This window comes from Amycolatopsis ruanii, assembly GCF_003385175.1.
In the GTDB taxonomy this organism is placed as follows: domain Bacteria; phylum Actinomycetota; class Actinomycetes; order Mycobacteriales; family Pseudonocardiaceae; genus Amycolatopsis_E; species Amycolatopsis_E thermalba.
Genome location: NZ_PQHY01000074.1, coordinates 1 through 13,414, shown reverse-complemented (window position 1 = coordinate 13,414; position 13,414 = coordinate 1). Strand labels below are relative to the sequence as shown.

Sequence of the window (13,414 nt, the reverse complement as noted above, 5' to 3'; positions counted from 1 at the left end):
GGCTCTTGTGAGCCAGGACGTGTGGAGCGCGGTCGACGACTACGTCGGCCGGACGCTCATCCCAGCCGACCCGGTGCTCGACGACGTGCGGGCCGCCACGGCCGACGCCGGGCCGAGCGCGATCGCGGTGTCCCCGCCCCAGGGCAAGCTGCTGCACCTGCTGGCGCGGATGCACGGCGCCCGCTCGATCCTGGAGATCGGCACGCTCGGCGGGTACAGCACGATCTGGCTGGCGCGGGCGCTGCCGCCGGACGGCAGGCTGGTGACGCTGGAGGCGGACCGCAAGCACGCGCAGGTGGCGGAGAACAACCTCGACGCGGCGGGGTTCGGCGAGATCGTCGAGGTGAAGGTCGGCAAGGCGCTGGACACGCTGCCGTCCGTCGAGGGGCCGTTCGACCTGATCTTCATCGACGCGGACAAGCCGAACAACCCCGAGTACTTCCGGTGGGCGCTGCGGTTGTCGCGGCCGGGCTCGGTGATCATCGTGGACAACGTGGTGCGGGACGGCGCGCTCGCCGACGCCGGCAGCACGGACCCCGCGATCGTCGCCACGCGGGAGATGCACGAGCTGATCGCCGCCGAGCCGCGGGTGGAGGCGACCGTGGTGCAGACGGTGGGCTCGAAGGGTTACGACGGGTTCACGCTCGCGCTGGTGACGCGGTGATCGACAAGGTCGCCTGGCTGCGGGTGGAGGACGGCCGCGTGCTGGCGGCGCGTTCGCACGGCAAGTCGGCGTGGTACCTGCCGGGCGGCAAGCGCGAGCCGGGCGAGAGCGACGTGGCGACGCTGGTGCGGGAGGTCGCCGAGGAGCTGGCGGTGTGGATCGACCCGGCGACCGCCGTGCACACCGCGACGATCGAGGCGCCCGCCGACGGGCAGGCGCAGCTGCTGCGGATGACCTGCTACACGGCCGACTACCAGGGCACCATCACGCCCTCGGCCGAGGTCGCGGAGGTGGCCTGGCTCGGCTACGCCGACCGCCACCGCGGCTCCCGCGCGTTCCAGCAGGTGTTCGAGGAGCTGCGCCGCCGCGGGGACCTCACCGCGTAGCCGGCTCCGGCGACATCACCTCGCGCCAGATGTCCGCGGGCAGGGTGGCGCCGGTCAGGGGCACGCCCTGCCAGTCCGTGCGGGGGCGTTCCTCGTCGCCGCCGACCCACACCACCGTGGCCATCGACGCGCTCGCGCCGGCCATCCACGCGTCGGACGTGCCGTACTCGCCCGGGGCCGCGTCAGCCTGCAGAACGGCCTCGCGCGGCAGGGCGGGCACCGGCGGCGTGTCCCAGCGCCACACCACCTCGTCGCCGCGGCGCACCTCGGCCACGAAGTGCGGCGTGACCCGCAGACCGCCGTTCGCGAAGGTCGCGTGCACGCCCGCCAGGTCCAGCGGCCGCAACCGGTAGGTGCCCTCGGCGATCGAGGACGCGATGTGCACCCCGTCCGGCGCCGTCAGCGTCCGCGTGCCGTCCAGGAACTCCGGGATCCCGGCGTCGTAGGCGGTCTGCCGGATCTTCGGCCCGGTCACGACGGGCGGATCATCCGCACGGGCGCGGAACTCCGCCACGCGCACGACCGGCCGGAACGCCGTGCCCGGACGGCGCGGGGTCACGGCGTAGTCCGTGACACCCCAGTTCCCGCCGGCGTAGGCGGCCACCCCGCCGTCGCCCGGCGACACGGACACCACCGCCGCCCGCAGCTCCGCGGGCTCTCCCGTGAGCCGGTCCCGCGCCGCCCGCTCGGCGCGGCCCTGGGCGGCCCGGTCGAGGGTAGTGCGCACGGCCAGTCCCTCCCGGCGCAGCCGTGTCAGCGGCCACCCCTGCGCCTCCAGCTCGGTGAGCACCTGCTGGCGGATGTGGGAGTCGCTGTAGGAGCTCCGCCCGGCGCGCGTCTCGTGCGGATCGAGGACCCGCGGGTACGTCATCGTGGACCGTTCGGCCGCCGACACGTACCCGCGCTCGGCGAGCTTGTTCGCCGCGTAGGTCCAGCGTCGCGCGGCCTGCTCGGGACCGGCGGTCGCCGGGTCGTGCCCGTACGGCGCCTGCAGCAGGCCGGCCAGGAACGCGGCCTCGCTCCAGGAGATGTCGGCGAGCGGTTTGCCGAAGTACGCCTGCGCGGCGGCCGCCGGACCGTGCGTGTTGCGGCCGAAGGAGATGATGTTGACGTAGCTTTCGAAGATCTGTTCCTTGCTCTGCCGGTCGGTGATCTTCGTCGCCAGCACCAGCTCCTTGAACTTGCGGAACAGGGTCGCGTCGTCCTCGCCGGTGGAGTTCTTGACGTACTGCTGGGTGATGCCCGACCCGCCGCCGACGCCGGTGACCATCGCACGCGCGATGCCGGTCGGCTCGAACCCGCCGTTGGTCCAGAACGTGGGGTCCTCGACAGCGACGATCGCGTCGACCAGCTTGCGCGGGATCAGCGCGTAGGGCGTGAACGTGCGGTCACCGTCCGGCGGCACGACCCGCATCAGCTCGCCGCCGTCCGCGTACTGGATCACCACGGTCTTGTCGAGGTCGGCCAGCACCTCCTGCGGGCTGCGCACGTCCCACACCAGGTACCCGATCGCGAACGCGATCGCCGGGACGCCGACGAAGAGCCCGGTCAGGACGTACGCGACCCGCCGGGCCCGCCGCCACCACCGCCTGCGTTGCTTCTCCACGCACTACAGACGTCTGTTGGTGATCTTTCGTTGCGCGGGTCAGTCCCGCTGGTAGAACGGCAGCGGAACCACCTCGACCGGCTCGACCCGGCCGCGGATGTCGACGGCCAGCTTCGTGCCCGGCTCGCTCAGCGCGACCGGCACGTAGGCCATCGCCACCGGGTAGCCCAGCGTCGGCGACAGCGCGCCGCTGGTCACCTCGCCCACCGGCTCCTCGCCGGAGAGCACGCGGTAGCCGTGCCGCGGCGCCCGCCGGCCGCCACCGCGCAGGCCCACCAGCACCTCGGACGGCTCCTGCCGGCCCGCCAGCGCCGCCTTGCCGACGAAGTCCGGCTTGTCGAGCTTGACCACGCGGCCCAGGTTCGCCTCGAACGGCGACCGCTGCGTCGACAACTCGTTGCCGTACAACGGCATGCCCGCCTCCAGCCGCAGCGTGTCGCGGCAGGCGAGCCCGGCGGGCACCAGCCCGTGCGGCTGTCCGGCGTCGGTCAGCAGGTGCCACACCGACGTCGCCTCCTCAGCCGGGACGTACAGCTCGAAGCCGTCCTCGCCGGTGTAGCCGGTGCGTGCGAGCAGCACCTCGTGGCCCTTCACGGTCGCCGGCACGCTCGCGTAGTACTTCAGGCTCGCCAGGTCGGCGTCGGTGACCGCGCCGACCACGTCCACCGCCTTCGGGCCCTGCACCGCGATCAGCGCGACCTCGGCCGAGCGGTCGGTGACCCGCGCGTCGAAGCGGGACGCGCGCTCGGTCAGCTCGGCGGCCACGGTCGGCGCGTTGCCGGCGTTGGCGACCACGAGGAACTTCTCGTCCGCCAGCCGGTACACCACGAGGTCGTCGATGACCCCGCCCGCGTTGTCGCAGATCATCGTGTAGCGGGCGCGGCCGGGCTTGACCGCGGACAGCTTGCCGACGAACGCGTAGTCCAGCGCGTCGGCGGCCTGCGGGCCGGTCACCTCGATCTCGCCCATGTGCGAGAGGTCGAACAGCCCGGCCGTCTCGCGCACCGCGCGGTGCTCGGCCAGCTCGCTGCCGTACCGCACCGGCATCTCCCAGCCGGCGAAGTCGGTGAACAGCGCGCCCAGTCCCTTGTGGACGGAATGCAGTGCGGTCCGCATGATCAGCTCCCGTAGGCTTCGATGGACGGGCACGAGCAGACGAGGTTGCGGTCACCGTGGGCGCCGTCGATGCGCCGGACCGGGGACCAGTACTTGTTCTTCGGCGAGACCCCGCCCGGGTAGACCGCGGTCTTGCGGTCGTAGGGCAGGTCCCAGTCGCCGGTGAGCATCTCGGCGGTGTGCGGCGCGTTGCGCAGCGGGCTCCGCTCGATCTCCCACCGGCCCTCGGCGACGTCCTCGATCTCCCGCCGGATGGCGATCATCGCGTCGCAGAACCGGTCCAGCTCGCTGACGTCCTCGCTCTCGGTCGGCTCGACCATCAGCGTCCCGGCGACCGGGAACGACATGGTCGGCGCGTGGAAGCCGTAGTCGACCAGGCGCTTGGCGACGTCGTCGACGGTCACGCCGGTGCGCTTGGTCAGCGCGCGCAGGTCGAGGATGCACTCGTGGGCCACCAGGCCGGTGCGCCCGGTGTAGAGCACCGGGTAGTGCGGGGACAGCCGCGCGGCGACGTAGTTCGCGGCGAGCACGGCGACCTTGGTGGCGCTGGTCAGCCCGGCGCCGCCCATCATGCGGATGTAGGCCCACGAGATGGGCAGGATCGACGCGGACCCGAACGGCGCCGCCGAGATCGGGCCGACGCCGGTGGCCGGGCCCGCGCCGTCGGCGAGCGGGTGGTTGGGCAGGTAGGGCGCGAGGTGCGCGCGCACCGCGACCGGGCCGACGCCGGGGCCGCCGCCGCCGTGCGGGATGCAGAACGTCTTGTGCAGGTTCAGGTGCGACACGTCGCCGCCGAACTCACCCGGCTTGGCCAGGCCCAGCAGCGCGTTGAGGTTCGCACCGTCGACGTAGACCTGCCCGCCGGCCTCGTGCACGACGCGGGCGATCTCGCCGATGCCCTCCTCGTACACGCCGTGCGTGGAGGGGTAGGTCACCATGATCGCGGACAACGCGTCGCGGTGCTGCTCGGCCTTGGCGCGCAGGTCGTCCAGGTCGACGTCACCGTTGTCGTTGCAGGCGACCACCACCACGCGCATCCCGGCGAGCACCGCGGACGCGGCGTTGGTGCCGTGCGCCGACGACGGGATCAGGCACACGTCGCGCTCCGGCTGGCCGTTGGCGCGGTGGTAGGCGCGGATGGCGAGCAGCCCGGCCAGCTCGCCCTGGCTGCCGGCGTTGGGCTGCAGGGACACCTCGTCGTAGCCGGTGACCTCGGCGAGCCAGCCGCACAGCTGGTCGATCAGCTCGCGGTAGCCGGCCGCGTCCCCGGCCGGGGCGAACGGGTGCAGGCCGGCGAACTCCGGCCAGCTGATCGGCTCCATCTCGGCGGTCGCGTTGAGCTTCATGGTGCACGAGCCGAGCGGGATCATGCCGCGGTCCAGCGCGTAGTCCTGATCGGACAGACGGCGCAGGTAGCGCAGCATCGCGGTCTCGGAGCGGTGGCTGTGGAACACCTCGTGGGTCAGGAACTCGCTGGTGCGCGCCAGCCCGGTGGGCAGCGCGGTGCGGCCGTCCGCGATGCCCGGCGCGGCGCCGAACGCCCGCAGCACGCGGTCCACGATCTCGGGGGTGGTGACCTCGTCGCAGGCGATCCGCACGTGGTCGTCGTCCACGCGGCCGAGGTTGATACCCGACTCGCGCGCCGCGGCGACCACGGCGGCGGCCCGGCCCGGCACCCGCGTGAGCACGGTGTCGAAGAAGCCCTCGTGCACGACCTCCACACCCGCGGTCCGCAGCGCTTCGGCCAGCCCGGCGGCCAGCCCGTGGACCCGCCGCGCGATCTCCGTGAGCCCCTCCGGCCCGTGGTAGACGGCGTACATCGCGGCCAGCACCGCGGGCAGCACCTGGGCGGTGCAGATGTTCGAGGTCGCCTTCTCGCGGCGGATGTGCTGCTCACGAGTCTGCAGCGCGAGCCGGTAGGCGGTGTTGCCGTCCGCGTCCACCGAGACGCCGACCAGGCGGCCGGGCAGCGACCGCTCCAGGCCCTTGCGCACCGACAGGTACCCGGCGTGCGGGCCGCCGTAGCCGAGCGGGACGCCGAAGCGCTGGGTGGTGCCGGCGGCGATGTCGGCACCGAACTCGCCGGGCGCGGTGACCAGCGTCAGCGCCAGCAGGTCCGCGGCCACGGTGTAGAGCGCGCCCGCGTCCTTGGCGACCTTGCCGATCGCCTCGTAGAAGCCCCGGCCGCGCAGCACGCCGGACGCGCCGGGGTACTGCACGACGACACCGAAGAAGTCCTCCGGCAGCCCGGTGCCCAGGTCCCGCACGTCGACCTCGATGCCGACCGCCTCGGCCCGCGTCCGCACCACCGCGATGGTCTGCGGCAGGCACTCGGCGTCCAGCACGACGCGCGACGACTTCGCCTTCGACGCGCGGCGCATGAGCAGGACGGCCTCGGCGACCGCGGTGGACTCGTCGAGCAGGGAGGCGTTGGCGATGTCCAGGCCGGTCAGGTTCGAGACCATCGTCTGGAAGTTGAGCAGCGCCTCCAGCCGCCCCTGCGAGATCTCCGGCTGGTACGGCGTGTACGCGGTGTACCAGGCCGGGTTCTCCAGCACGTTGCGGCGGATCACCGGCGGGGTGACGGTGTCGCTGAAGCCGAGGCCGATCATCTGGGTCATCGGGCGGTTCTTCGCCGCCAGCGCCCGCAGCTGCGCGGTCGCCTCCTGCTCGGAGGCCGGCGGCAGGTCCAGCCCGCCCGCGGTGCGGATCGACGCCGGGACAGCGGCCTCGACCAGCGCGTCCAGGCTCCCGAACCCGCACTCGGCGAGCATCTTGGCCTGTTCGTGCTCGGAAGGTCCGATGTGGCGATCGGCGAAGGACATCGGGAGCTCCTCATCTACGGGTGCGGGAACTCCCCCTCTGTCATCGGCACCTGAGAGTTTCACCGCGCTCGCGGCTTTCACCTTGGGTGAGACGCGATGCGCGCGCCTGCTTTCCAGAGTGGCCTGGCGCGGAGCGGTAACTGGTACCTGAGAGATTGGCGGGGAAGTTGCTCCTTCGGCGCCCCAGCTGACCTGGGGACTCTCCCGCTCCGGCTCGTGACGGCCTGCTGTTCAGTTGTCCGGCTTCAGTCTACAGCGGGGTAACGTACGCGCCCGAGATACCGCCGTCCACCAGGAACTGCGACGCCGTGATGAACGACGCATCGTCGCTGGCCAGGAAGGCCACGGCGGCGGCGATCTCCTCCGGCTCGGCGAAGCGGCCCAGCGGCACGTGCACCAGGCGCCGCGCGGCCCGCTCCGGGTCCTTGGCGAACAGCTCACGCAGCAGCGGCGTGTTCACCGGACCGGGGCACAGGGCGTTGACGCGGATGCCCTCGCGGGCGAACTGCACGCCCAGCTCGCGGGTCATCGCCAGGACCCCGCCCTTGGACGCGGTGTAGGAGATCTGCGAGGTCGCCGCGCCCATCACCGCCACGAAGGAGGCGGTGTTGACGATCGAGCCCTTCCCCTGCCGCCGCATGTGCGGGATGGCGTACTTGCAGCACAGGTACACCGAGGTCAGGTTGACCTGCTGGACCTTCTGCCAGGCATCCAGGCCGGTGGTGAGGATCGAGTCGTCCTCCGGCGGGGAGATACCGGCGTTGTTGAACGCGACGTCGAGCGAGCCGAAGCGGTCCACCGCGGCCTGGAACAGGGCCTCGACCTGCTCCTCGCTGGTGACGTCGGTGGCGACGAACTCGCCGCCGACCTCGTCCGCGGCGGCCTTGCCGGCCTCGGCGTCGATGTCGGCGATCACCACCTTCGCGCCCTCGCTCGCCAGGCGGCGGGCGGTGGCCAGGCCGATCCCGCTGCCGCCGCCGGTGATCACGACGACCCGGCCGTCGAACCGCTGCATCCCTGTTCCTCCGTACTCCTCGGGTGGACCGGTCACCGGCACGCGGCGACCAGGGCCGCGAACAACCGGACTTCCTGCGTGTCCTGTTCCGGGTGCCACTGCACGCCGACCACGAAGCCCGCGCCCGGCACCTCCACGGCCTCGACCGTGCCGTCCGCGGCCCAGCCGACGGCCCGCAGGCCGTCGCCGAGCCGGTCGACGGCCTGGTGGTGGTAGCACTGGCACTTGGTCTGCGCGCCGAGGATCGCGGCGACGCGGCTGCCCGCGGCGAGCGTGACGTGCGTCGGGCCGTAGACGCCCGGGGACGGCTGGTGCTCGGTGTGGCCGACGCGGTCCGGCAGGTGCTGGATCAGGCTGCCGCCCAGCGCGACGTTGAGGACCTGCATGCCGCGGCACACGCCGAGCACCGGCAGGCCGCGGTCGAGGGCGGCGCGCGCGAGGGCGAACTCGAAGGCGTCCCGCTCGGGGCGGGTCACCGTCTTGTCCTGCGGCTGCTGCCCGTAGCGCGCGGGGTCGACGTCGGCGCCGCCGGAGAGGACCAGCGCGTCCACGGCGGACAGGACGTCGCTGTCCCCTGCCGGGAGCAGGACGGGAATTCCGCCCGCCTGCTTGACCGAGTCCACATAGGAACGCGGGAGCAGGGCTGCCTCGGTGTGCCAGACGCCCCAGCTCGCCTTCTCGGTGTAGGTGGTGAGGCCGATGATGGGCTCAGAGGCGTTCGAAGCCACGCTGGCGCTCCCAGTCGGTGACGGCGGCGTCGAAGGCGGCGAGCTCGACCCGGGCCGCGTTGAGGTAGTGCTCGACGACGTCCTCGCCGAACGCCGCGCGGGCCACCTTGCTGTCGGACAGCAGCTCCGCCGCCTCGCGCAGCGTGGCCGGGACCCTCGGCTTGTCCGAGTGGTAGGCGTTGCCGGCGAACTCGTCCTCCAGCGGCAGCTCGTTCTCGATGCCGTGCAGGCCGGCGGCGATGAGCGCGGCGACGGCGAGGTAGGGGTTGACGTCGCCGCCCGGCACCCGGTTCTCCACCCGCAGCGACGGCCCGTGCCCGACGACGCGCAGCGCGCAGGTGCGGTTGTCGGTGCCCCACGCGACGGCGGTCGGCGCGAAACTGCCGGGCACGAAACGCTTGTAGGAGTTGATGTTCGGCGCGAGGAAGTAGGTCAGCTCGCGCAGGCAGGCCAGCTGCCCGGCGATGAAGTGCCGCATCAGCGTCGGGTCTTCGGCGAACACCGGCGTGCCGTCCGTGCCGCGCAGGCTGAGGTGGATGTGGCAGGAGTTGCCCTCGCGCTCGTTGTACTTCGCCATGAAGGTGAGGCTGCGGCCGGTCTGGGCGGCGATCTCCTTCGCGCCGGTCTTGTAGATGCTGTGGTTGTCGCAGGTGCGCAGGGCCTCGTCGAAGCGGAACGCGATCTCGTGCTGGCCAGGGTTGCACTCGCCCTTGGCGGACTCGACGTACATGCCGGCGCCGGCCATGTCGTTGCGGATGCGGCGCAGCAACGGTTCCAGCCGCGCGGTGCCGAGCATCGAGTAGTCCACATTGTACTGGTTGGCGGGCTCGAGGTCGCGGTAGCCGCGGCGCCAGGCCTGCTCGTAGGTGTCGTCGAAGACGATGAACTCCAGCTCGGTGCCGACGTAGGCGGCGAGGTTCCGCTGCGCCAGCCGGTCGAGCTGGCCGCGCAGGACCTGCCGCGGGGAGGCGGTGACCTCGCCGCCCTCGACGCGTTCGACGTCGCACAGGACGAGCGCGGTCCCCTCGTGCCAGGGCACGCGGCGCAGCGTGGACAGGTCGGGGCGCAGCACGAAGTCGCCGTAACCGCTTTCCCAGGAGGAGATCGCGTAGCCGTCGACGGTGTTCATGTCCACGTCGACGGCGAGCAGGTAGTTGCAGGCTTCGGTGGCGTGGGTGACGACCTCGTTGAGGAAGTACTCGGTCGAGCAGCGTTTGCCCTGGAGACGGCCCTGCATGTCGGTCATCGCGACGAGGACGGTGTCCACGGTGCCCTCCTCGGCCAGTTCCCGGAGCCGGCCGAGGGTGAGCATGCCCTTGTTCATGGGTCAAACCTTTGGGGGCGGGCGGTGCGCTGTCAAGCGAGCGCGCGGAGGAGCCGCACGTACGGGCTCCAGCGGGCGGGACGGGCGACCGTGCCGGTGGCCTCCCGCTCGGCGCGGTCGAGGAGGTCCTCGAGCGCGGCGTCGTGCGCCGGACGCCAGAAGAGCGGGTACGTGAGCATCGCCGAGCGCCGTAGCCGGACCACGATGACGTGCCGCAACTCGCTCGTGCCGTCCGGGCCGGGCCGGACGCTGAACTCGTGGTAGCCGTCGAAACCACGCGGACGCAGGAACCGGCACCGGAGCAGGCGGCCGGGTACGTGGTCTTCGACGCGGTAGCGGACCGGGCCGTGGCCGCCGACCGCGCCCGGGGTGAGGTCGAGCCGCATCGGGGGCCAGTACCGCGGCCACAGGCGGTCGTGCGCGCCGCCGAGCGAGTCGAGCAGCTCCCCGATCACCGCCTGGTCGGCCCGGATCCGTCGCGCATGCAGGTTGACCACCATGTATTGGAGAGTAGTCTCTAGAAGCGTGGGCAGGCCACCTCGTTTTCCCGTCGACGATCTGCTGGACGCTGCCCTCCAGCTGTTCGCCGCCGGCGGGACCGAGGCGGTGACCATGTCGGCCCTGGCGCGTGCGGTGGGGGCGCCGAGCGGGTCGGTGTACCACCGGTTCTCCGGCCGTCCGGCGTTGCTGGCCGCGTTGTGGCTGCGGACGGTGCGGCGGTTCCAGAGCGACTACCGCGCGGTCCTGGGCGACGAGCCGTCGGTGGCGGACGTGGTCGAGGCGACGGCTTCGGTGGTGCGCTGGTGCCGCTCGAACCCCGCGGCGGCGCAGGTGCTGTACGCGGGCAAGCGGGCGCTGGGGTTCGACACGTGGTCGGCGGAGGACCGGGCGGCGGCCGACCGGACGGACGCCGACCTCGACGGCATCCTGCGGACCGCGCCGCGGCCGGTGCGTGCGGCGACCGGGCTGGGCACCGACGAGCTGTTGCTGGTGCTGATCGATCTGCCGTACGCGGCCGTGCGGCGGTATCTGGCGCAGGGGCGGCCGCCGCCGGTTTCCGCCGCGGGGCTGGTGGCCCGGGCCGCTCGCACGTTGTTGACCGGCGAAGGGAAGAACGATGGCTGACGTGATCGACGTGTGGATGCAGCAGCCGAACCAGCGTTTCATGGACCAGCCGTGGCTGGAGACGCTGCTGCGGTGGACGGACATGTCGCGCCGGGTGCCGCGGCTGTCGGCGACGCTCGACGCGATGGACGAGGCCGGGGTGCGGGTCGGGCTGCTGTCGGCGTGGCACGGGCCGGGCGGGGCGCTGATCACGAACGACGAGGTGGCCGACGTGGTGTCGGCGCACCCGGACCGGTTCGCCGGGCTGGCGTCGGTGGATCTCACGGATCCGGTGCGGGCGGTGCGGGAGGTCCGGCGGTGCGTGCGGAACGGGTTCGTCGGGGTGCGGGTGGTGCCGTGGCTGTGGAACCTGCCGCCGAACGACCGGCGCTACTACCCGGTGTACGTGGCGTGTGTGGAGGAGGACGTGCCGTTCTGCACGCAGATCGGGCACACCGGGCCGCTGTGCCCGTCGGAGCCGGGGCGGCCGATCCCGTACCTGGACGAGGTGCTGCTGGACTTCCCGGAGCTGGTCGTGGTGGGCGGGCACGTGGGCTACCCGTGGCTGGCGGAGGTCCTGTCCCTGGCGACGAAGTACCCGAACTTCTACGTGGACACCTCGGCCTACGCGGTGCACCGGCTGCCCGCGGAGCTGGTGGAGTTCATGCGGGGACGCGGCCGGACGCGGGTGCTGTTCGGCAGCAACTACCCGATGCTGACCCCGGCCCAGGCCCTCAAGCGACTGCCCGACCTGGAGCTGGGAGCGACCCCGGAGGACCTGTTCCTGAGCGGCAACGCCCGGCGGGTGTTCGCGCTGCCGAATTAGTACGCGGGTGCGAGGGCCGGGTTACGGCCGGTGCGGGCTGCCCGCACCGCGCACTGACCCGGCCAGCCCCCTACTACCCACTCCCGCCACCACCGACCCGCCAACTCACCGTGCTCTCGCGCTACCGCACAGCCCCACGTGCACTGAGCCCCGCCAGACACAACCGGCACCCCACTGCCCCCACTCCGTAGCGGCGCCACTGGCCCGCCCAGCCCTGCGCTAACGAACCCGCACGTGCAGTGAGCCCCGCCAGACCGAACTCGGCCAGCACCCGCACTACCCACTCCCCTCCCCCCACTGGGCTCGTGCTGCCGAGATGGCCCGTGCGGTGTCCGAGGTCAGCTTGCGGTGGGCAGCGCCTCGCGCTGGGTGGAGAGCAGCCGGCGAATCTCGCGGACGGCTGCGCGGCCCGCGCGGTTCGCGCCGATCGTGCTCGCGGAAGGGCCGTATCCGACCAGGTGCAGGCGCGGCTCAGCGGCTACGCGGGTGCCCTCCATGCGGATGCCGCCGCCGGGTTCACGCAGGTGCAGCGGAGCCAGGTGGTCCAGGGCGGCGCGGAAACCGGTCGCCCAGAGGATCACGTCCACGCGCTGTTCACTGCCGTCCGGCCACACCACGCCCGTCGGGGTGATGTGGTCGAACATCGGCTTGCGGTCGAGGATTCCGCGGGCCTCGGCGTCGCGCACCTGGGGCGTCCGCATCAGGCCGGTCACGCTGACCACGCTCGCCGGCGGCAGGCCCGCCCGGACCCGGCGCTCGACCTTCGCCACGGCTTCGCGGCCCAGTTCGGGGCCGAATTCGACGTCCTTGAACACCGGCGGGCGGCGGGTGACCCACGTGGTGCCGCTCGCGAGGTCCGCGATCTCGATCAGCAGCTGCACGGCCGACGTCCCGCCGCCGACGACCAGGACGTGCCGGCCGCGGAACTCCTCTGCGCTGCGGTAGTCGGCGGTGTGCAGCTGGCGTCCGGTGAACGTCTCCTGGCCGGGGTAGTGCGGCCAGAACGGGCGGGTCCAGGTGCCGGTCGCGTTGATCACGGCGCGGGCGGCCCAGCTGTCGCCGGCGCTCTCGACGAGGAGCCGCTCACCCTCGTCCCGCACGGCTGCCACCTCGACCGGGCGCCGGACCGGCAGGTCGAACGCGCGCTCGTAGCGGTCGAAGTATTCGGCGACGACCTCCGAGGCCATCCGGTGCTCGTCCTGCTCGGCGAAGGCCATGCCGGGGAGGTCGTGGAACTTGTGGACCTTGTCCAACCGCAGCGACGGCCACCGGTGCCGCCACGCGCCGCCCGGCCCCGCGTTCTGGTCGAGGACGACGAACTCCAGACCGGCCCGCCGGAGGAAGTAGGCGGCCGACAGCCCAGCCTGCCCCGCCCCGATCACCACGACGTCGGTTTCGCTGCGCACACCGGGTACAACCGCCCGGACGGCACGCCACTTCCCGAGCGTGGCACGCAGCACGTCCGGCACACGACGCAGAGACGCGAAACGCACAGCCCTCGCGAGACGGGAGGCACGGAGCGCGGAGCGAGACGGACGCGCGGTGGCGCAGTGGCGCGAGGCGCACGGGGTTTGCGCGGCGCCGGGGCGCGGGAGGGCGCGGCGCCAAGGGCGCGGGGCTCGCGCAGAGCGCGGGGCTCGCGCGGACGGCGAGGCGGGAGGCGCGCGGTGCGGAGGCGCGCGGGGTGCGGAGGCGCGCGGGGTGCGGAGGCGCGCGGTGCGGGGGCGCGAGGCATGCGAAGCGCGAAGCGGGACGCGCGGAACGCGCGGCAAGCGCGGAACGCGGGGGCGCGCCAGGCCGGGGGGTGGGCAGTCATGCAG

General features: G+C 72.7%; 12 protein-coding genes and 1 riboswitch. Of the genes, 4 read left to right on the top strand and 8 right to left on the bottom strand.

Annotated features, from left to right (window positions below):
- Nucleotides 1–7 precede the first annotated feature (7 nt).
- Nucleotides 8–664 carry an O-methyltransferase gene (locus D0D28_RS28835; RefSeq protein ID WP_116114052.1) on the top strand — a complete coding sequence of 219 codons (657 nt, stop codon included), beginning with the start codon at nucleotides 8–10 and terminating at the stop codon, nucleotides 662–664.
- On the top strand, nucleotides 661–1,050 hold the full coding sequence (locus tag D0D28_RS28830; RefSeq protein ID WP_116114050.1) for an NUDIX hydrolase: 390 nt from the start codon (nucleotides 661–663) through the stop codon (nucleotides 1,048–1,050). Before D0D28_RS28835 ends, D0D28_RS28830 begins: the two co-directional genes overlap by 4 nt.
- On the opposite strand, the gene D0D28_RS28825 is transcribed toward D0D28_RS28830, so the two are convergent.
- The 7 genes from D0D28_RS28825 to D0D28_RS28795 all read right to left on the bottom strand — a co-directional run bounded on the left by D0D28_RS28825 (nucleotide 1,040) and on the right by D0D28_RS28795 (nucleotide 10,164).
- Nucleotides 1,040–2,656, bottom strand: coding sequence for a transglycosylase domain-containing protein (locus D0D28_RS28825; RefSeq protein ID WP_116114047.1), 1,617 nt, complete (start codon nucleotides 2,654–2,656; stop codon nucleotides 1,040–1,042). The two genes, D0D28_RS28830 and D0D28_RS28825, sit on opposite strands and share 11 nt — an antisense overlap.
- 39 nt (nucleotides 2,657–2,695) lie before the next feature.
- Complete coding sequence (gene gcvT / locus D0D28_RS28820) at nucleotides 2,696–3,772, bottom strand: glycine cleavage system aminomethyltransferase GcvT (protein WP_429728026.1); 1,077 nt, start codon at nucleotides 3,770–3,772, stop codon at nucleotides 2,696–2,698.
- A gap of 2 nt (nucleotides 3,773–3,774) precedes the next feature.
- Nucleotides 3,775–6,597 carry an aminomethyl-transferring glycine dehydrogenase gene (gcvP, locus tag D0D28_RS28815; protein WP_116114044.1) on the bottom strand — a complete coding sequence of 941 codons (2,823 nt, stop codon included), beginning with the start codon at nucleotides 6,595–6,597 and terminating at the stop codon, nucleotides 3,775–3,777.
- 124 nt (nucleotides 6,598–6,721) lie between these two features.
- A riboswitch (glycine riboswitch) is annotated at nucleotides 6,722–6,814 on the bottom strand.
- Between the two features lie 33 nt (nucleotides 6,815–6,847).
- Entirely contained in the window at nucleotides 6,848–7,612 is a 765-nt protein-coding gene (locus D0D28_RS28810; protein ID WP_094004086.1) for a 3-oxoacyl-ACP reductase, read from the bottom strand.
- Nucleotides 7,613–7,644: 32 nt separating this feature from the next.
- Entirely contained in the window at nucleotides 7,645–8,340 is a 696-nt protein-coding gene (locus tag D0D28_RS28805; protein ID WP_116114041.1) for a gamma-glutamyl-gamma-aminobutyrate hydrolase family protein, read from the bottom strand.
- Entirely contained in the window at nucleotides 8,321–9,652 is a 1,332-nt protein-coding gene (locus tag D0D28_RS28800; protein ID WP_429728434.1) for a glutamine synthetase family protein, read from the bottom strand. Before D0D28_RS28800 ends, D0D28_RS28805 begins: the two co-directional genes overlap by 20 nt.
- A 44-nt stretch (nucleotides 9,653–9,696) precedes the next feature.
- A complete protein-coding gene (locus D0D28_RS28795; protein WP_094004083.1) occupies nucleotides 9,697–10,164 on the bottom strand; it encodes a hypothetical protein in 468 nt (155 codons plus the stop codon).
- Between the two features lie 25 nt (nucleotides 10,165–10,189).
- Between D0D28_RS28795 and D0D28_RS28790 the strand changes: the two genes are divergently transcribed.
- Entirely contained in the window at nucleotides 10,190–10,789 is a 600-nt protein-coding gene (locus tag D0D28_RS28790) for a TetR/AcrR family transcriptional regulator (protein WP_116114036.1), read from the top strand.
- Nucleotides 10,782–11,594, top strand: coding sequence for an amidohydrolase family protein (locus D0D28_RS28785; protein WP_116114033.1), 813 nt, complete (start codon nucleotides 10,782–10,784; stop codon nucleotides 11,592–11,594). Before D0D28_RS28790 ends, D0D28_RS28785 begins: the two co-directional genes overlap by 8 nt.
- A 338-nt stretch (nucleotides 11,595–11,932) precedes the next feature.
- On the opposite strand, the gene D0D28_RS28780 is transcribed toward D0D28_RS28785, so the two are convergent.
- Entirely contained in the window at nucleotides 11,933–13,000 is a 1,068-nt protein-coding gene (locus D0D28_RS28780) for an FAD-dependent oxidoreductase (RefSeq protein ID WP_116114030.1), read from the bottom strand.
- Nucleotides 13,001–13,414: the final 414 nt, after the last annotated feature.